The following is a 19,451-nucleotide window of genomic DNA, read 5'->3' on the forward strand; positions in this document are numbered from 1 at the left end:
AGAAGCACTAATAAAACATAGTAATAAATTAATTACTTTCACTAATATTTTGTCACATACTAATCCTTTATTACACAAAAAGATTACTTCTAAAGAACTATGCTATAATAGATTTAATGAAACAGGAAGCAAAGAAAAAGAATTTAAGACTCAGCTATATACCTAAGGAGATGCCTTATACTATAGTTGGGAATTATTATAAGATTAGCAATATATTAAAATATTTAATCACTAATGCAATCGAATATAATGCTAAGGTGCTATTACAGTAACTGTTAATTCATTTGATAAAGCTCACCAAACAGTAAAATACGATAAGCCTAAAGAAGTTGTTTTAGCATTCATAATAAAGTCGAGCACACCGATTCTATCTAAAGAGGAAGAGCAACTTATATATTGCTATAACAAAAATTCCGTTTCAATTTAAACATAGCTATAGTAAAACAGTTAATAAACGAAATGGGCGGTGAGCTTGATGTTATAAGTACTGAAAAAAAAGCACCGTTTTTGTTTGTTTTTTACCTATAACTTTACCATTTATTGATAATATAATTAACGAAATAGAATAATTTAAAATTCTTAGCAGAGGATAGAAACTGATTATTTGGTTTCTAATCCTCTGTTTATGTGAAATTTGTCTGAAGAATTAATATAAGCTAATAATTTTTATATTTTTCTTTAACCAATAGCAAAGTAAAAGTACTATTTAGATTACCCTTAATTTAGACTGTATTTAAGCTTCTTTATCCAAATAAATCCTTTGAATAATCAATTTTTTCATCACTTAATATAAAGCTTTCTTCTGTTATAGACTTTGAAGGAGCAGGATATTCTTGATAACTAACTTCTTTATTCTCTAATTTTTGTAATCTAGTAGTAATTAATGCATTTATTTTATTATTCACTGGTAAAGATAAATTCCTAGTTATTGAGGTGATGTCTTTAAAATTCATTTTTTCAAGAAGTAATGCTGTTATGTCAGTATCACCATTGCTAACAGCCCAATGTAATACAGTTTGACAATGCTTATCAACTGCATTGAAAAGTTGTGATCATTTATTTAAATCAGTGCTAAAAACGCTTAATAGTTTTGTAACTATATTTTTATTACCACTATACACTTCTAAATGTAAAATAATGTAACTGTTGCTATCTTTAGTTGATTTGATAATATTTTCAAAATCCATTGCTTCAAGAAGTAATTTTGTTATATTTGTATTACCTTTGCTAATCGCTAAATGTAATTGCAGTTTGACCACTTTCATCAACAGAGTTTACAAGTCGCAACAATTTTTCTGTGTCACTTAAAAAGCTAAACAATTTTTGAACTATTATTAAATTACTATTTTGTACTGCCAAATGCAAGACAGTATATTTATTACTATCTTTAGTTGGTTTAATAATAGCGTCATTATTCATATTCTCAAGAAGTAACCCAACTATTTCAATGTTTCCTATATCAATAGCCATATGTAAAGGAGTCTGCCCATCTTCATCACATATATAGGTAAATTCTGAAGCAGTCCTCAGCACTGGCTTAACTTTTTCTATACTATTATCTTGTACGGCTAGGTGTCATAGATTTTTCTTAATTTCTCTTTTTAAAATATACTACCTTATTTATCTTTTTGTTACAACTACTTGAAGTTTATTTAGATCTTGTAACAGTGGTTGAATTGCCGGTTGATTACAAAATGTTTCTACTTCAGTTAGCAATCTATCAAACTTCTGTAATTTTGCTAAAGTCGTAATACCTCCCTTTTGTGCAAGATTAGTATTACCTTTATATTTTGTTAATAAATTAATTATTTCCTCTCTACGAGCGGCAAATAAGTCTTGTAATGCATTCATATTTATCTCATCATATGGTATTAAAATATTAACTGCTTTTTGATTTGATAAAGATTTTATACGATCCAATAGGGTTGCTATATTATTAATACCTTTTTGTTGTTCTTCGTTTAATTTAAATGCAATTTTAACTGCAACATCTGTGCAATCTCTTGAATCATTTGTTCCTCTTCCAACAGGTATTGTTGGATCAGATTTATAAATTTTTGCTTATTACCGTGAATATTTTGTTCTATTTCTATGGTGAAAGGTGGGACTAGGTTAGGAAATAGAGATGGCCCAAGAAATTTAACAAAGTTTTCTAATGGATTACTAAAAATGAAATTATTTGGATCAATTAAAGTGACTATATTATTTTCTTGTTCCACAGTATGAATGCCAGCAGGAAAACCAGTAATATTATTTATTTGTATTTGCTGAGTACCTAGGTCTCTTTTAAAAAAATCTACTAATACTACGTTATTTAGAAAATTACCTGGTCCAACCCCAATAATAAAACTTGCAGGGCTTGTAAGCATTAATTCATGCAAGGCATAAGTAAAATATATCTTGTTCAATTTGGGTTAATCCTGAGATTGAGTCAGGTAATATATGACTGTTCAAACTTACAGGATCTGAAGGATCAAATTTTACTGCAAAACGTATAACATATAGATTTGAATATCCATTCTGCAGAATATGTTCTTGATATTCTTTAATAATAATAGGCTCTGTTCCTCCTAAGGTTGCTGTTATAGGAGTATTAATTACTGCATTCATTGTTCTAGGAGTAATAGATGCAGATTCATATTGTGGCACTGGAGTAGCCACTGTTCCATTAGTACCAGTAGAACCTGTAGCATGAGTTGGAAGCACTTCTCCTAAGCCTTGGTGATCTACGTAAAGTTTATACTCTCCATCACATTCTTTATTTTAATAATTTTATTATCTTCACTTAATATACGCTGAAACTTTTTTAATTATCGGAGAATAAATAAGGTGGATTTTTTGTCCATTAATGGCGGTTAACTCCTTAATTAATGGATTTTCTTCAGAAGATGATATATTATTAAGTGACGTATGTGGAATCGAATTTATCTTATTTAAAGTATCCAATATATTAAAAGAATTGTTTTATATATATAATTCTAATGTGGCGTCTTTTTGTTCAATTTGAGATTCAAAATCTAATATATTTTGTTACTCTTCTAGTTACTAAATTTATTTATCGTACAACTAATAGAGTAAAGTAAATTTTTTTGATAATTCTGTTGTCCGAACTACATCTCGGCTAGCTACTTCAGCTTTACTTCCTAGCTCCTTATATGTTCCGGCATTATTAAAGCCAACGCTCATCTGCATACCGGACATCCGTGCTTGTATTATGTCCTGCAAACTCTCAACTACTAAATTATTTGTAGTACTTACTACCCTTGATACCTACATACCAAATCTTACAGAGGCAAGATTTTGTAAATTTTTCTTTAAGTCTACCAGCGATGTGCTTGCTACTAGCTTTCTTATATCGCCTGCTATCTGCATAGTCTGAGTGCCTAGCTGGTATAAATTTAATGCCTGATCTAAAACATCAAGCCATTGCGTACCATTTTTATGTATTAAGTGATTGGCAAGCTTTGCCGTGTAGCTTAAATCTTCTTGCATGCCAATATGTATTGTATGCCAGCTTGCATTGTAGTAGATAGAGGATTTAGCTGTCATTGCCTATTATATCGACTTTGTCCTCTAAATAAGAAGCTATATGATATTTTAAGGTCAACAGGCAGTAGATTAAGGATTGGACTTTCTTCTAAAGACTTGTCTACTAATTTAAAAATGGAGTATGATCTTTAAAAGGATTTTCAGTTTGATCAGAGCTATAAAAAAGCTTATAATTTTGTCCTATAAATAAATTTAATGCCTCTTTATCTATTGCTTTATATTTATCTGCAATCTCCTTTATTTCTTCTAGCATATAATTATTAGATAAAATTTTAACAAATTCTTTATGAGGTAGATTAGCTATTTTTGCTAACGTATTTATATCTTGGAAACTCATTTTATCTTGATAATGATTTGTAAAAGTATATTGCTCATTTTCATAGATAAAATTAACTTTAGCATTTTGCCCCAAAGTTATAGGCATAGAAGGACATTCTTCGTCTAGTATTCTAAGAGCAATGCCTTGATATATCTCTATTACAAGAGAATCATAGGTGTTAAACTCTGCAATTTTTATAGAAAAATCCTCGTCTACAATCAATTTAAAAGGTCTGTTATTAGCATTTATTTCTAAAGCTCTATTAGTTATATTCAAATTAACACGTGCATTATTTATGTCTATACTACCTAAGACATTATAGTAATTCATAGTATCGGTGATACCTAAAAAATATTATTAGTATCTAAACTAAAAGAGTGAATAATATTATCACCTACAGTAACGCCAAGCCAACTATCAAGACCCATGCTCCCTTTGCATTGATATTTTTTGTTGTACCACTCATATTATGTCCTTATTTTTTTGTTAATTTATAAGAAAATAATATTAATAAGTCAATAAGTTGTATTTAATAATTTATTATTCTCTTCACTGCTATAATTACTGAGTGCTACAAAGCTTCGTATATTTCTTTCTCAAGTAAATAGTAACCTCAGTTTTTGAGTATGTAGATTATTGTTTTTGCCTAGATTCTGCTGTTGTAAATACTTCCCATAACCAATAATAGTAGGTACAGAATATTTTTTTAGCAAGACATGGAGCAAAAATTAAAACAAAAGGAACATTCAAAGTTTTTACTAAATTTCAAAAAGCCTTAAAACCCTTATCGGAAGTGGTGGAGGCAAAGGGAATCGAACCCTTGACCCTCTGCGTGCAAAGCAGATGCTCTACCCCTGAGCTATGCCCCCGATTATTTATTGGCGAGGTTTTGGGAAATGAAAATATTAAGATAAGCTTTTAACTAATCCCCAAGGTAATGGCTGACCATTGCTCCCTACGACTAAATCTCCGGAAGATTCATATTCGGCAGCTAGAAAAGACTTTTGAGCAGCAATAAGCTTGACCGGTTTGATTTTCTGACCGTTATGAAAATATTCTTTAGCCTGTTCCCTAGAAGTCGGGTTATTTTTGGAAGCTGTTTTTGCTTTAGACATATACTATTAACTTTTTCTTAAACTTGTGAAGAATATAAAACTTTTTCCTAAGCTTGTCAATAACTACCGTGTCGATAAATAGACATTGCCTAGAAAAAGTTGATAATTTGAAAAGTTGACGTCATTACGAGGAAAATTACAAAGTAATTGACGAAGCAATCTAGTAAAATGCGTAGCATTTTTATTATTTTTCTGGATTGCCACGCTCCTTACAGTCGCTCGCAATGACGATTTGGTATCCATGCAACAGGAGCCTACAGCCGCTTACAATGACGGTATCAACGATTTCTAGGCAATGCCTATAAATATGTTAAGATCTCTCAAAACATCATTACCGTTATTACTTCACTTTCACCGACGAATGCTATTTTAAATTCTACTATTTCTGATATCGTTTTTCCATCATATATACTAAACCCTACTCCTTTAAATTCTACTGTTGTGTTGATATCAGCACCATATGATACTAACAGCTTATATATTTCATCATCCTTCATATCTTTAGAAGTACATCGAACGTTTTTAGCAACCGCATTCAAAGATATTCCTCCAGATTTTCTTTGATCCACCTCAGCTCCGTTCTTAAGTAATAGTTTTGCTACATTAAAGTGCTTACTGCTTCATATAAAGTTGAAGTCACTCAAAACATTCTTTTTGCTCAGAGGTTACTGTAGGAAATACTTGCAATAGCTCACTATTATAATTTTCTGCCATACTCCCTAATTCTTCTATATCATACAATTTAGGTTTGTAATTGGAAAAAACTAACAAGATGCTACTGTAAAAACTCTCCGTAGCTTGATGAAGATAAAAAGCACTTTTGTTTAATTCGCCTCTTTCAAATGGATATTGGCAATCAATCAAAAACCCGCATCCACTTCTAAACCATTCTTCATAGTAATCTTTAGCAATTTCTTTCATCTCGCTCCAAGGGAAATCTTTAGCTTCGCTAAGTGTAAATTCCTTGCTATCATATAAAAGAATGCCTTCTTTGTTTATATCCGTATAAAAATAACGTCCTTTTTCTAACTGCCTGTTTACTTCATCTATTGATTCAAGAATTATTGATATTCGTGAGTCATATGGGATAATTTGCGGCTTTATTACTCCTGTCTTTTTTAATTTGGTATATATTGTATCTTGTAATCTTAAAGCAGTATATCCTTTATATTTACCTTTCTTCAGAATTATCAAAATATAGGTATCGCTATGGTAACCGTTAGGTAGATCACGCACCCAATCACCTCTTGCAAAAGAGCAATACAAGATAATCATAGCGATTTTATCTTGTGCAATATCTAGAATTTGCTACACTATAAAATTAAGCCTAGCTTGGATTTTTAGAGAACGCTGAGGTAAAGTGGTTTGCATTATAATACCCTACAATTTTTAAAAAGTTTGTATTGTCTTAAGAATTAATGACATAGAGTAAAAATCATAGGGTATTATAGGTTTTCATCTATCCATTTGCACCATGACAATATTTATATTTCTTGCCTGAACCGCACGGGCATAGCTCATTACGAGATACCCTACCCCAACTAGTAGGATCGTCAGGGTTTCTATCTTTTGGGTCAATGCGTGATACGAATGGTTTAAGGTCAGTCTCAAGGCTACTTCCTGCGTTATATTTACTAAATGCCGGATCTTCCCGACTCTCACGCATATTTTTCTGAAGTTTTTTATACTCAAGTGAAACATCTTCTTTTTGAACATGTTTTAAGTCAATATGGAAATGGTATACGGTTTGAATAAATAATTCTTTTAAATTATTAAGCATCTGCTCGAATAAGTTAAATGCTTCTCTTTTATACTCACTAAGAGGGTCTTTTTGGCCATAAGCTCGAAGAGATATGCCTTGTCTTAAATGATCTAAGCTATATAAATGATCTTTCCAAACTTGATCAAGGGTAGTTAATAAAATATATTTCACGGCATTATGCATTAACTCGCTACTATAGGCTTCTTCTTTTGACTTATATATATCATAAGCCATTTGTATAACGGTCTTCGTGATTTCTTCTTCCGTTACATCATTTTTACTTACTACATTATGATCAAATTTTATAGAAAAAACACGATGTAATTCTACGCTTAAATTCTCTATATCCCAATCTTCTCTATAAGAGCCTACCGGCATGAAAGTTAATACTATCTTTTTGGCGAGTTCCTCAGTAGTACTATTTAAGAAACCGTGACTATCTTTAGATTTAATAATTTCAGTACGTTGCTCGTATATTATCTTACGTTGGTCATTCATTACATCATCAAAACGTAATAAATTTTTACGCATTTCGTAGTTATGTCCTTCCACTTTTTGCTGCGCTTTCTCAAGTGAACGACTAATCATTGGATGGTGGATAGCCTCTCCGTCTTTCAATCCAAGTGTTCTAAGGACTCCTGATATACGATCTGATGCAAAAATACGCATTAAATCGTCATCAAGCGATAGGAAAAACTTAGTTTTACCAGGATCACCTTGTCTACCTGATCTTCCTCTTAGCTGATTATCTATCCTACGGCTTTCATGCCTTTCCGTACCTATCACAAATAAGCCGCCTGCTTCAATAACCTGCTTCTTTTCTTCGGCAATTTGAGCTTTTATTTCAGCTATTTTAGCTTCATAATTATGTTCTTTATCCAGCTGTTCTATTAACATTTCAGGATTACCGCCAAGCATAATATCAGTACCGCGCCCTGCCATATTAGTTGCAATTGTTACTGCCTTAAACCTACCTGCTTGAGCAATAATAAAAGCTTCCTGCTCATGAAATTTGGCGTTTAATACTTTATGAGGGATTTTTTCTTTATTTAAAACGCTTGAAAGTTCTTCTGACTTTTCTATGCTTATCGTACCGACAAGTATAGGCTGTCCACGATCGTAACAATCCTTAATTAGCTTTAAGATAGCATCATATTTTTCTTTTTTACTGCCGTAAATTTCGTCATCAAGGTCAAGCCTTGTAGCTTTATTATGGGTTGGGACTGCGACCACATCGAGATTATATATATCTTTTAGTTCCGGTGCTTCGGTCATAGCCGTACCGGTCATACCCGATAATTTAGGATAATTACGAAAATAATTTTGGAAAGTAATAGATGCTAAAGTTTGGTTCTCATTTTGAATTTTCACATTTTCTTTTGCTTCTAATGCTTGATGTAACCCTTCCGAATATCTACGCCCTTCCATTACACGACCGGTAAACTCATCAATAATCATTACTTTACCTTCACGCACCAAATAATCTACATTAACAGTAAACATATTATGAGCTCTTAAGGCTTGATTAACATAATGTACTAAAGTTAAATTCTCAAAATCATATAAACTGGTATCCGGTTTTATAATATTTTCTTTACTTAAAAGCAATTCTATATGTGTAATGCCGGTTTCCGTTAAATTGATAGTTTTTAATTTTTCGTCTTTTTCAAAATCACTTGCATTAAGCAGACGTACTATTTTATCAATTTTACCGTATAATTCTGCATTATCATTAACCGGACCCGAGATAACGAGCGGAGTTCTTGCTTCATCTATCAAAATCGAATCAACCTCATCGATGATAGCAAAATTAAAAGGACGAAGTACCCGCTCCTGCAAGCTATACTTCATATTATCCCTTAAATAATCGAAACCGAGTTCATTATTTGTTGCATGAGTAATATCGGCGTTATAGGCGGCTCGTTTTACCTCATCAGGCATACCGCCAACAATACATCCAACCGATAAACCTAAAAAATTGTAAATTTTACCCATGGAAGCAGAATCACGGCGTGCTAGATAATCATTTACGGTTACAACATGTACACCTTTTCCAGTTAAAGCATTTAAGTAAGCAGGAAGCGTTGCAACTAAGGTCTTACCCTCACCGGTACGCATTTCGGTAATCATGCCTCGATGTAATATCAGGCCGCCTATAAGCTGAACGTCAAAATGACGCATACCGCAAACTCTTTTAGCTGCTTCCCTAACTACCGCAAACGCTTCATATACTATATCGTCTAAAGTAGCTCCGTTTTTAAGCTTTTCTTTAAACTCCACAGTTTTATTCTTCAACTCCTGATCTGATAATTTTTGTATAGCAGGTTCAAGCGAGTTAATTTTTGTAATTTCAGAAAATAGTTTTTTTACAGTACGATCATTTGCAGTACCGAAAAGTTTTTTTAAAATAGAAAGCATTAAAGTCCTTATGATATTTTTAGTATTTTAGTACTTAAATATAGGTATATTTTATAAAATTATCAAATGGTTATAATTTTATTTAAATGAATAATTTTTTACTACAAATATTTGTAAATTATTATTAATAAATAAAATATTCTCAAATAGCTGTTGACGGTTATATATTATTTTTATAAAATTTAAGCTTATATTTAACACAATTATGAGTCATAAATGAAAAAATTATCTGTTATATTTTTATCAGTTAGCATGCTTTCTGGTATTGCTTTTGCTGATAAAGACAAGGTAGTTGCTACCTATAAAGGCGGTGAAGTAAAAGAATCGCAAATTATGAAAGAATTTAAGCCTCAGCTTAATCTTCAATCAGGTGAAACAATCAAAAATTTTGATGATTTTCCACCACAAGATCAGGAAAAATTAATAAAAATTTATGTTAATAATCTTTTGTTAAAAGAAGAAGTTGCTAAGTCAAATATTACTTCTTCTAAAGAATTCCAGGAAAAACTTGAAAATACAAAAAATCAATTAGCTCAACAAGAATTACTAGCAAACTACATAAAATCTAACATTACAGATAAGATGTTTGATGATGAATATAATAAATATGTCGGTAATCTTAAAGGTAAAGAACAAATAAAAGTTGCTCATATTTTAGTTAAATCTCAAAAAGAAGCTAATGATGTAAAAACCAAATTAAGCAAAGGCGGAAACTTTACTAAGATTGCAGAAGAGTTATCTCTTGATAAAGCTTCAGCTTCAAACGGCGGCGTTATCGGTTACATTCTACTAAATCAACCTGGGCAGTTAGTACCGGAATTTGAAAAGAAAGCTTTTGCTTTAAAAGTAAATGAAGTTTCAACTCCTGTAAAAACCGATTTCGGTTGGCATATTATCAAAGTGCTTGAGAAAAAACCTGTGCCTATTCCAACAAAAGAAGAAGCAAAAGTAACTATTGATAATATATTAGCTGCAGAAATACTAAAGAAATATATTGCTGATTTAGAAGCTAAAGCTGATTTAAAAATCATGTTACCTAAAGCAGACAACAAAGCCGGATCGTAATTTATATTTTGTCATTGCGAGAGCGGGCATTCCCCGTATACCAAGTCATCATTACGAGGAAAAACTGTAAGTTTTGAAGAAGCAATCTCAGGAGTTTGTTATTACTGCATGAGATTGCCACGCAGCCTACGGCTGCTCGCAATGACGGTTTGGGTATCCACGCAACAATGCCTCCGCAGAAATGACATAGGGTTCACACAGTAAACACGGCCTCTAACCAAGAATAACATTATAACTACTCTCAATCACAGCAAATGCTACACATACAGGATAATCATCAGCAAGAGAAAGGTGAATATTAAAAGGAGAGAGTTTGTTTGTATAGTTTGAGCTAACTTCTACTATAGGCTTACCTAAATCATTATTTAGTATAGTAATATCTTTAAAATTTATACCTTGACCTATACCGACTCCAAAGGCTTTACTAACAGCCTCTTTAGCAGCAAAACGCTTGGCTAAAAAAGCAGCATGGTTTATTTTCCCCAACAAAGCAAACTGTTTTAATTCCTTTGAAGTTAGAATTTTTTTAGCAAAAAGTTCTGGATATAAATGTAATATTTTTTCGATTCTAGGAATTTGTACTATATCAGTACCAACACCGATAAGCATTTACTTATCGGTTTCATAATCTTCGCCATTCTCATCAATAAAGATTTGATCATCTAAATCAGAATAATCTTCCCCGATATAAACTTCAGATAAATACTCAAATTTTTCTCCTACAGCTTCTGATTCATCTTGATTAACAAGCGGCTCTATAATAGTTCTTGTACGCAGACTATTTATTAAATCTTGTTCTAACTGAGCTACCGATACTTTTCCGGCAGCAATTCTACGTAATGAGATAACAGGAGGCTTATCACGCTTTTCTTTTTTGATTTGATTAGTTTCTACTTTATAATTTAATAATTTAGCATATCTTGTTGCTAGGACAACAAGCCGAAACCTATCTGGTATAATTTTATTACAATCTTCTGCTGTAATTCTTGCCATAATTTTTCTCCGTTAAAAATAGTATACTACAAATAAATAGGAAACGAATATACGCAGATCAACTTCAAAAAGAGCAAGGAGTTCAAAAGGCGAGGAACACAGCGTATACTTAATACGTGAGTACCGTAGCTCTTGTAGAACGACTTAGCCCATTTTTGAAGTTGATCGAATATATTATACCCTTTTTATATCTGCACCGCAATTACTTAATTTTTTTTCTAAATCTTGGAAGCCACGATCTAAATGATATATTCGGTGTAATACGGTTTTACTATTAGTACTAAGACCGGCGAGTATTAGCGATACCGAAGCTCTAAGATCACTTGCCATAACTTCTGCGCCTTTTAACATTTCTACACCTCGAACAACCGCCTTATTACCTCGTACTACTATATCTGCTCCCATTCTACATAATTCAGGGACATGCATGAAACGATTTTCAAAAATATTCTCGGTGATCATTGAAACACCGCTACTAAGCGTCATAAGGCTCATAAATTGTGCTTGCAAATCAGTAGCAAAGCCAGGATAGGGATTAGTTTCTAAATCAACTGAATTTAACTTCCCTTCATAAGTTACTTGAACTCCGTTATTGATCGGCACGACTTTTATACCCGTTTCGATAAGTTTTAAAGCTATATTTTCTACAATATGGTAATCAATCCCACAAATTTTTACATCACCTTTAGTAATAGCTGCCGCAAACATATAAGTACCGGCTTCAATACGATCAGACAGTACTTTATAGCTCGCTTTATTTAAAGAATCCTTGCCTTTAATTGTTATTTCGCTAGTGCCGATACCTGCAATATCGGCTCCCATTTTGATAAGACAATTACATACATCAACTATTTCCGGCTCTCGACCGCAATTAAAAAGCACAGTTTCCCCCTCTGCTAAAACAGCTGCAAGTATTGCATTAATCGTAGCACCTACGGAAACTTTATCAAAAACAAAATGAGTACCTTTTAAGCGTCCTTTACTTGAAGCGTTAATATAACCGTCTTCTATTTCAATCGCAGCTCCCATAGCTTTTAATACAGCAATATGCAAATCTACTTGCCTTGCTCCAATAGCACAACCACCCGGAAGCGATACTTTTGCTTTACCGTATTTGGTAAGCAAAGGACCAAGCACCCAAATCGATGCTCTCATTTTACGGACTATTTCATAATCTGCAGTAAAGTTATTTATATTTTTGGTATCAATTATAAGCTCCAATTCATCTTGATGTTCTATTATTTCAATATCTGCCCTGTGACTTCGGAGCAAATCTTTCATAGTACTAACATCCGTTAACTTTGGAACATTAGTAATATGCAGTTTATCGGTAAGAATAGACACTGCCATAATAGGTAGCACGGCATTTTTAGCACCGCTAATATTAATACTACCTTTAAGAGGTGTACCACCGTGAATAATTAATTTATGCATAAATTATTTTGATAAAATTGTAACGTCATTGCGAGGAGAAACTGATTAAATTGTCATACCGTGGTCAAGCCACGGTATGACACCGATTATACTACACATCCAAATTCACGACATTCAACGCATTTGCTTGGATAAATAACCTGCGAGGTTCAACAACGTCACCCATTAAAGTAGAGAAAATGCCTTCTGCTTCATCAATTTCTGCAACTCTTACCTGAAGCAAAGTTCTTTTTGTAGGGTCAAGAGTAGTTTCCCATAGCTGGTCGGAATTCATCTCACCAAGACCCTTAAAACGCTGAATATTTATACCTCTTTTTCCGCATTCTATAATGGTATTTAACAACTGACTCGGTGTTAAAATATCGAATTCCTGACTTTTCACTATAAGCTTTAATTGCTTACTAAATATATCAAAAATCGTTAAAGCAAGCTTTGATATTTGTACAAACTCAAATGATTCTAACTGCTCTTTCAATAATATTTTACTTTCTTTTAACCCCCTACTAAAGCAGAAGAAATCTATTTTATTTTCATGTTTTAAAACTTCCCAATGCGTCTTATCAGGCGAATCTTCTAAGCTATTTAAAACATCTAAAGCTTTTTTAAGTCTTAAATCACTTTCAGGCTCAAATATTTTGTTATTAAGTAAGTCATTAATCGCAAGAATTTCGGTAATTGAACGATTAAATTTTTTGCTAGCATGGTCAAGCAAGCCGTTAAACTTAACTACTTTATTAATTAGCTCTTCTAAATTATCACCCACTAACTGCTCTTTATCGTCTAGAATTACGGTTGCATCATTAATAGTTGATTTGATCAAATAATCTTGCAGCGCTTGCTCATTCTTTAAATAAAGCTCGGTTGCTCCTTTCTTTACTTTATAAAGCGGTGGCTGAGCTATATATAGATAGCCTTTATTTATTAGCTCAAGCATATGACGATAGAAAAACGTGAGTAATAAAGTTCTAATGTGCGAACCGTCAACATCAGCATCGGTCATAATAATAACTTTATGGTATCTAAGCTTTTCTAAGGAAAATTCTTGTTCAACACTAATTCCAAGAGCTGTAATTAACGTACCGATTTGGTCCGAACCGAGCATTTTATCAAATCTTGCACGTTCAACGTTTAAAATTTTACCACGCAAAGGCAATATAGCCTGAATTTTGCTATCCCTACCCTGCTTTGCAGTACCGCCCGCAGAGTCCCCCTCAACAATAAACAATTCTGAAATAGCAGGATCTTTTGCATGGCAATCTGCAAGTTTACCTGGTAAATTCGAAACTTCTAAAGCTGATTTTCTTCGAGTGAGTTCCCTTGCTTTTCTAGCAGCTTCACGAGCATTCGCAGCTTCCATAATCTTAGCTATAATTGCCTTAGCTTCTGCTGGATGCTCTTCAAACCACTCAAGAACCTTTGTATAAACGGCATTCTCAACAACCGGTCGTACTTCGGAGCTTACTAGCTTATCTTTTGTTTGAGAAGAAAATTTAGGATCAGGCACTTTAACGGAAAGCACACAACATAGCCCTTCCCTAGTATCTTCACCGCTAAAGTCATTTTTAGCTTTTTTATTAAGACCCGTAGTATCAAGATACGAGGTAATAACACGTGTTATCGCTGATTTGAAAGCACTAAGATGAGTCCCGCCATCACGCTGCCTAATATTATTAGTAAAGCATAAAATATTTTCATGATAAGAATCGTTCCAATGCATCGCAAGCTCAAGGCTTATACCGGACTCAGCATTCTCCGTATTAACTACTATACATGGATGGATAGCGTGCTTCGCTCTGTCTATATATTTTACATAAGCTTCTATACCGCCCGTATAATAAAACTCTACTTCTTTAACTTCTTCAAAGCGATTATCGACGAGTAAAATCTTTACGCCTGAATTTAAAAAAGCAAGCTCACGAAGACGATGCTCTATAGTGCCGAAATCAAATTCTATATTAGTAAACGTTTCTACAGACGGAAAAAAAGTAACTTCCGTACCTTTTTTATCAATATTTTCTTTGACAACCGCAAGCGGAGCTTCCGTTATACCGTTATTAAATCTAATCAAATATTCCTTATTATTACGCCAAATACGCAGCTCAAGCCATTCAGAAAGAGCATTTACAACCGATACACCAACACCGTGTAGACCGCCTGCAACCTTATAAGCGTTCTGGTCAAACTTACCGCCGGCGTGAAGTTGCGTCATAATAACTTCAGCTGCCGATATTCCTTCTTCTTCATGAATTTCAACGGGTATACCTCTCCCGTTATCGGATACGGTTACTGAACCGTTTTTATTTAATGTTACTCGTACTAGATCGCAATAACCAGCAAGCGACTCGTCGATAGCGTTGTCGACTACTTCATAAATCATATGATGTAGACCCGACCCGTCTCCAACATCCCCGATATACATTCCCGGTCTTTTTCTCACGGCTTCAAGACCTTTTAAAACCTTTATGGAATCAGCACCGTATGATGATTCGTTAAATTTTTCTTCAATTTCCAACATATGATATATTTGGCTCTATTACTTGTTGCTAGAAACAATAAAAATGACTATAACGTAACTTATTAAAATAGTAAAGTTTCTTGATTTAAAATTAGCAAGATAACAAAATAAAGATTGATAATTTAAAAAGTTTACGTCATTGCAAGAAAATTACGAAGTAATTGTACGTCCGCAATCTCAGGATATTTGACGGGATTGCCACGCAGCCTAAGGCTGCTCGCAATGACGATATCAATTGATTCTAGTCAATACCAAATTAGCGAGATAACAATGAATATATTAAAGTTAAAAAATATTTTCGACGTAATTAATGATTATGACGTGTTTTTATTCGATCTTTGGGGGGTAATAATTGAAGGGGAGCGTACCTATCCGGGCGTCGTACAAAATATCAATAAGATTATTGAACAAAAAAAAGTATATTTTGTCACTAATGCTCCACGCAATATTTTTTCACTGCATCAAACAATTAAATCGTGGGGATTAAATGCAGAACCGGAAATGATCATTAGCTCAGGCGAAATAGCAGTAGAAATGATACTAGAAAGTAAAGAGCGGTTCGGTATAGAAAAACCAGCAATATATCATTTAGGACATTTAGAAAATGATATAATAAACAGAATTCAATGTCCTATCACTGATGATATTAACAAAGCTAATATTTTCTTAATGACTATTTACAGAGATGAAAACGAAAATTTAGATTTAAACGAATTCAATGAATTATTTAAAATTGTTGTACAACGTAAAATGGTCAATATTTGTGCTAATCCTGACCTTGGAATAAATCAGCACGGTGTTTATAGATATTGTAGCGGCTATTATGCCGAAAAAATAAAGCAGCTTGGCGGAAAAGTAATTTATAGCGGTAAGCCATATGAAGAAATATATAGCAAAATTTTAAAAGAATGTCATAATACCCCTAAGAATCGCATGTTAATGATTGGGGACACTGTTTACACCGATATACTTGCAGCAAATCGCCTTGGTATAGACTCTGCCCTAGTGTTAACCGGAAATTCTAGAGAATATCATATTGATTTTGATAATATTGATGAAAAACTAGATAGTTTAATGAAAGCTGCTGTTAAGCAATCGATTACACCTAGTTTTGTTGTTGATTTATCTTGAATAACTTTGCCGTCATTGCGAACGACTAAAGGTGTTGTCGCATGGCTAGTTTATGTCATTCCCGTGGAAGCGGGAATGACATAGAAAGGCGGAAATGACATCAAAAGAACTCTATTGATATTTTACTCATAATCTGCTATAGAGTAAAACTTAAGCGGTCGTGGTGAAATTGGTAGACGCACAGCATTGAGGGTGCTGTTCTGTAAAAAGAGTGGAAGTTCAAGTCTTCTCGACCGCACCATTTGCCGGTTTTTCATAAAGTCAAATTTTTGTCTGTTTCGACACTTCAGATTTTATATTTACGCCTAAGTTCGTCTTGTTAGCAAGTGTTTGTGTTAATTGTATACTCCTGATAAATGAAAAGGAGTTGAAATAAAAACTATTGCTTATTTGTACTCTGTGATTTATATTGATTAGCAAATTATACACAATTCTGTGCCAAGCCTAGCTACCCAGCTTTAAATAATTATAATCAGTCTATAATAAACTATTAGGTCAATAGGCTATGCATAATTTCAATATATTTAAAAGCATCTTACCAGATCATCACGATCAATTTGCTGAAATTTTTGATCAAATTAACGATCTGATCGAAGATCACAATTATGATGCTGCTGCAAGCAGGCTGGCCAAGCTTCATTATGCCGATTTAGCAGATTTCTTAGACAATCTTAACAATAAAACATATAAAATAATTATTCCTTTATTACAGGATGAAATTAAGCCTGAAACGTTAGTATCATTAAATGCTTATAGTAAACCTTTAATAATAGAAACTTTAGGCATAAAAAAATCTGCAGAATTAATCAATAAGCTAGTTATAGAAGATGCTATTGAAGTAGTAATCGATCTAGACGATGATATAAAAGACCTTATCCTAAGTAATCTCACTAAAGAAAAAAAACACCAAATTACCGTAGGTTGTACATATCCCGAAAATACGGTAGGTAGGGTAATTGAACGCGATTTTATTAATCTTCAAGAAGGATGGACGGTCGAGGAATCATTAAATTTTATCAAGAACGTAAAGAATGACTTTTATGCGGCAATCGTTACGGATAATAAATTACGCCCTATCGGTATTATTTCTCTTAGCACGCTAATTAAAGGCAAAAAAAATGAATTGATAAAAGATTTGATGAGCAAAGATTTTAAGCTTGCAGATGCTTTTACCGACTTAAATGAACTAAGCTTCATTTTTAGACAATATGCTTTAACTATTGTACCGGTAGTAAATAAAAGCGGTAAGTTAGTAGGTAGCGTATCAATCGATAATATAATTTATATTATCGAAGAACAAGCCGGCAAAGATATATTATCATTAAGCGGGGTACACACTCAAGATACTTTCTTCAATGTATTTTATACCGTTAAACATCGTTTTCCTTGGCTCTTTGTTAATCTAATCACTGCCTGCATGACCTCACTTATCATTAACCATTTTAACGATACTATTGCAAAACTTGTAACGCTTGCAGCCACTATGCCTATTGTAGCTTCAATGGGCGGAAATGCCGGAACACAAGCTATGACCGTTACGGTTAGAGCCCTTGCTAATAAAGATATTCATTATAATAATGTCAATAAAGTTATATTAAAAGAAATAGCCGTATCGGCTTTTAACGGTTTTGTACTTGCAATTATCGGAGCAGGACTTAGCTTTGTGATGTTGCTTGACTTAAATCTTAGCGTTATTTTTGCTATTGCAGTTATTTTAAATTTTTTAGTAGCCGGATTATTCGGCTCTGCTATTCCTATAATACTGCATTATTTTGATATAGACCCCGCTACAGGCTCCGGTGTATTTCTAACAACCATAACCGATGCTCTAGGTTTCCTAACTTTCTTAAGCCTTGCTCATATTTTTTTAGTGTAAAATTTTGTGTTTATTCAAATAAAAATACATACACATTGCAGCAAACAGTAGCTATCGCTCCAAGACATTTACATATACCACAACTTGTATCCTGATTTTCAAAGTCGGTAATATTATTAATATTATTCTCATAAGATATATTATTATCTCTTTGTATATTCTGATTATTATTAATATTTGACTCTTTGAACAATAAATTTGCAACAGTTAGTATTAACTCACCCTGTGATGCAGTTAGATTAGTATTATTTAAGGAGCTAGCTTGTGCGTACTCTTGTACTTCTAAACTATTACGGTTTGACATAGTTATATTTTGACTTTAGGATTAATATTTAAAATAAAATAACAATAATCTTTAGGTTCTGTGAAGGAAAATTAAATTATTTATATTTTCAGATATTTTTTAGCGAACATTAATAAGATTTTTGCAGTAATAGTTGTTCCTATTTCAAAAAAATCTTATGATTTACAGCAAAAAATAGCAAAAATAGATTAATTTAATTTTCCTTCATAGAACCTAATCTGCAGCTATTTATTACCGCAATTTTTGGCATTTCCTCGAAACGGTTGATATCGTCATGAGCTAAGCGACTGCAAAGAGCGTGGCCATGACGTAAACTTTTCAAATTATCAACTTTTTCTAGGCAATGCCTAATTTTTTAATTAATAGCCCACAAATTATAATGAAATAAGAAATAACTTTTATGGAAGATATAAGCTCTTGGAAAAAAAAGTTTGCAATTTGTGTTTATAGTAAAAAATTACTTGATAAACTCGAATATTTAAATACCAAAGTAGCAAATCCCATAGATATACTCAGATATGCTCGAAATCAAAAAAGGTATCTACTATGCACGTATCACGGTTCTCAAATACGTCAATCAGGTGATCCTTATTACTCCCATCCGATTGAGGTGACGATTATGCTTGCGGAGTTTGTAGCTGAAGAAGTTCCTAAGCTTTTTACGACCATAATGCTACAAGCTGCGTTACTTTATGTGTGAGTAGACCTAACCAATCGCTCAATTAGGCCCCTCCTCAGAACCGGACATGCAGAGCTACCGCATCCGGCTCCCGAAAGGTAAGATAGGCTTTATGCCTTATTTGTTGTTTAGAACATTGAGATAATCTTTCCGTTTTCAGGAAAGTTTACCCTTTTAAGTATCTCGGTTAGTCTTTGCCAATTCATCTTACGTTTTCCTCCCATTCTATTAAACCACTCATATATTGCACGTTTACTTTGGTCGATAAATGAGCTTACTCGTCTTTCGTTA

Annotated in this window: 21 protein-coding genes, 2 tRNA genes and 1 pseudogene; 5 read left to right on the plus strand and 19 right to left on the minus strand. The window is 33.1% G+C overall.

Annotation, left to right across the window (positions count from 1 at the left end; all coding sequences use genetic code 11):
• Window positions 1-743 precede the first annotated feature (743 nt).
• From RAT170B_RS07095 to secA, 14 genes and pseudogenes are all read right to left on the minus strand, one after another.
• A complete protein-coding gene (locus tag RAT170B_RS07095; protein ID WP_014014516.1) occupies window positions 744-953 on the minus strand; it encodes a hypothetical protein in 210 nt (69 codons plus the stop codon).
• 99 nt (window positions 954-1,052) lie between these two features.
• Window positions 1,053-1,265 (minus strand): ankyrin repeat domain-containing protein, encoded by a 213-nt coding sequence (locus RAT170B_RS07100; RefSeq protein WP_045806000.1) that lies wholly within the window; start codon window positions 1,263-1,265, stop codon window positions 1,053-1,055.
• A pseudogene (locus RAT170B_RS07105) lies at window positions 1,228-1,563 on the minus strand (ankyrin repeat domain-containing protein); the annotation flags it as partial. The gene RAT170B_RS07100 and the pseudogene RAT170B_RS07105, both read right to left, overlap by 38 nt.
• A 57-nt stretch (window positions 1,564-1,620) precedes the next feature.
• A complete protein-coding gene (locus tag RAT170B_RS11865; RefSeq protein WP_261368777.1) occupies window positions 1,621-1,920 on the minus strand; it encodes a hypothetical protein in 300 nt (99 codons plus the stop codon).
• 41 nt (window positions 1,921-1,961) lie between these two features.
• The gene (locus RAT170B_RS11870) at window positions 1,962-2,408 is read right to left on the minus strand and encodes a hypothetical protein (RefSeq protein WP_261368778.1); all 447 of its coding nucleotides are present in this window, start codon (window positions 2,406-2,408) and stop codon (window positions 1,962-1,964) included.
• Window positions 2,374-2,706, minus strand: a complete 333-nt coding sequence (locus tag RAT170B_RS07115) for a hypothetical protein (protein WP_146620381.1) — start codon at window positions 2,704-2,706, stop codon at window positions 2,374-2,376. Before RAT170B_RS07115 ends, RAT170B_RS11870 begins: the two co-directional genes overlap by 35 nt.
• A 360-nt stretch (window positions 2,707-3,066) precedes the next feature.
• Complete coding sequence (locus RAT170B_RS10705; RefSeq protein ID WP_186786312.1) at window positions 3,067-3,225, minus strand: hypothetical protein; 159 nt, start codon at window positions 3,223-3,225, stop codon at window positions 3,067-3,069.
• Between the two features lie 45 nt (window positions 3,226-3,270).
• Window positions 3,271-3,549 carry a hypothetical protein gene (locus RAT170B_RS07120; RefSeq protein WP_045806002.1) on the minus strand — a complete coding sequence of 93 codons (279 nt, stop codon included), beginning with the start codon at window positions 3,547-3,549 and terminating at the stop codon, window positions 3,271-3,273.
• Between the two features lie 103 nt (window positions 3,550-3,652).
• Complete coding sequence (locus RAT170B_RS07125) at window positions 3,653-4,198, minus strand: hypothetical protein (RefSeq protein WP_045806003.1); 546 nt, start codon at window positions 4,196-4,198, stop codon at window positions 3,653-3,655.
• Window positions 4,199-4,662: 464 nt separating this feature from the next.
• A tRNA-Ala gene (locus RAT170B_RS07130) sits at window positions 4,663-4,737 on the minus strand.
• Between the two features lie 36 nt (window positions 4,738-4,773).
• Window positions 4,774-4,983, minus strand: coding sequence for a hypothetical protein (locus RAT170B_RS07135; protein ID WP_004998070.1), 210 nt, complete (start codon window positions 4,981-4,983; stop codon window positions 4,774-4,776).
• Window positions 4,984-5,303: 320 nt separating this feature from the next.
• Window positions 5,304-5,552: a hypothetical protein gene (locus RAT170B_RS07140; protein WP_045806004.1), complete on the minus strand. Its 249-nt coding sequence runs from the start codon at window positions 5,550-5,552 to the stop codon at window positions 5,304-5,306.
• A gap of 67 nt (window positions 5,553-5,619) precedes the next feature.
• Window positions 5,620-6,258, minus strand: coding sequence for a nucleotidyltransferase (locus RAT170B_RS07145; protein WP_222595560.1), 639 nt, complete (start codon window positions 6,256-6,258; stop codon window positions 5,620-5,622).
• A 184-nt stretch (window positions 6,259-6,442) separates the two neighbouring features.
• The gene (secA, locus tag RAT170B_RS07150; RefSeq protein WP_014014526.1) at window positions 6,443-9,163 is read right to left on the minus strand and encodes a preprotein translocase subunit SecA; all 2,721 of its coding nucleotides are present in this window, start codon (window positions 9,161-9,163) and stop codon (window positions 6,443-6,445) included.
• Window positions 9,164-9,379: 216 nt separating this feature from the next.
• Between secA and RAT170B_RS07155 the strand changes: the two genes are divergently transcribed.
• The gene (locus RAT170B_RS07155; RefSeq protein WP_045806005.1) at window positions 9,380-10,228 is read left to right on the plus strand and encodes a peptidylprolyl isomerase; all 849 of its coding nucleotides are present in this window, start codon (window positions 9,380-9,382) and stop codon (window positions 10,226-10,228) included.
• Window positions 10,229-10,441: 213 nt separating this feature from the next.
• Here RAT170B_RS07155 and acpS read toward each other — a convergent pair whose 3' ends face one another.
• The 4 genes from acpS to gyrB form a co-directional block, all read right to left on the minus strand.
• On the minus strand, window positions 10,442-10,837 hold the full coding sequence (gene acpS, locus RAT170B_RS07160) for a holo-ACP synthase (protein WP_045806006.1): 396 nt from the start codon (window positions 10,835-10,837) through the stop codon (window positions 10,442-10,444).
• The gene (gene rpoZ, locus RAT170B_RS07165; protein ID WP_045806007.1) at window positions 10,838-11,221 is read right to left on the minus strand and encodes a DNA-directed RNA polymerase subunit omega; all 384 of its coding nucleotides are present in this window, start codon (window positions 11,219-11,221) and stop codon (window positions 10,838-10,840) included.
• Window positions 11,222-11,395: 174 nt separating this feature from the next.
• The gene (gene murA, locus RAT170B_RS07170; protein WP_045806008.1) at window positions 11,396-12,655 is read right to left on the minus strand and encodes a UDP-N-acetylglucosamine 1-carboxyvinyltransferase; all 1,260 of its coding nucleotides are present in this window, start codon (window positions 12,653-12,655) and stop codon (window positions 11,396-11,398) included.
• Window positions 12,656-12,746: 91 nt separating this feature from the next.
• Complete coding sequence (gene gyrB / locus RAT170B_RS07175; RefSeq protein ID WP_045806009.1) at window positions 12,747-15,170, minus strand: DNA topoisomerase (ATP-hydrolyzing) subunit B; 2,424 nt, start codon at window positions 15,168-15,170, stop codon at window positions 12,747-12,749.
• Between the two features lie 270 nt (window positions 15,171-15,440).
• On the opposite strand from gyrB, the gene RAT170B_RS07180 reads away from it, so the two are divergent.
• From RAT170B_RS07180 to mgtE, 3 genes are all read left to right on the plus strand, one after another.
• A complete protein-coding gene (locus RAT170B_RS07180) occupies window positions 15,441-16,301 on the plus strand; it encodes a TIGR01459 family HAD-type hydrolase (protein ID WP_014014532.1) in 861 nt (286 codons plus the stop codon).
• 154 nt (window positions 16,302-16,455) lie between these two features.
• Window positions 16,456-16,542 (plus strand) — tRNA-Leu (locus tag RAT170B_RS07185).
• A gap of 264 nt (window positions 16,543-16,806) precedes the next feature.
• Window positions 16,807-18,177, plus strand: a complete 1,371-nt coding sequence (gene mgtE, locus RAT170B_RS07190) for a magnesium transporter (protein WP_014120928.1) — start codon at window positions 16,807-16,809, stop codon at window positions 18,175-18,177.
• A 10-nt stretch (window positions 18,178-18,187) separates the two neighbouring features.
• On the opposite strand, the gene RAT170B_RS07195 is transcribed toward mgtE, so the two are convergent.
• Window positions 18,188-18,481: a hypothetical protein gene (locus RAT170B_RS07195; protein ID WP_045806010.1), complete on the minus strand. Its 294-nt coding sequence runs from the start codon at window positions 18,479-18,481 to the stop codon at window positions 18,188-18,190.
• A gap of 400 nt (window positions 18,482-18,881) precedes the next feature.
• Between RAT170B_RS07195 and RAT170B_RS07200 the strand changes: the two genes are divergently transcribed.
• Window positions 18,882-19,181 carry a bifunctional (p)ppGpp synthetase/guanosine-3',5'-bis(diphosphate) 3'-pyrophosphohydrolase gene (locus RAT170B_RS07200; RefSeq protein ID WP_045806011.1) on the plus strand — a complete coding sequence of 100 codons (300 nt, stop codon included), beginning with the start codon at window positions 18,882-18,884 and terminating at the stop codon, window positions 19,179-19,181.
• Window positions 19,182-19,451: the final 270 nt, after the last annotated feature.

Source organism: Rickettsia argasii T170-B (assembly GCF_000965185.1).
Taxonomy (GTDB): Bacteria; Pseudomonadota; Alphaproteobacteria; order Rickettsiales; family Rickettsiaceae; genus Rickettsia; species Rickettsia rickettsii.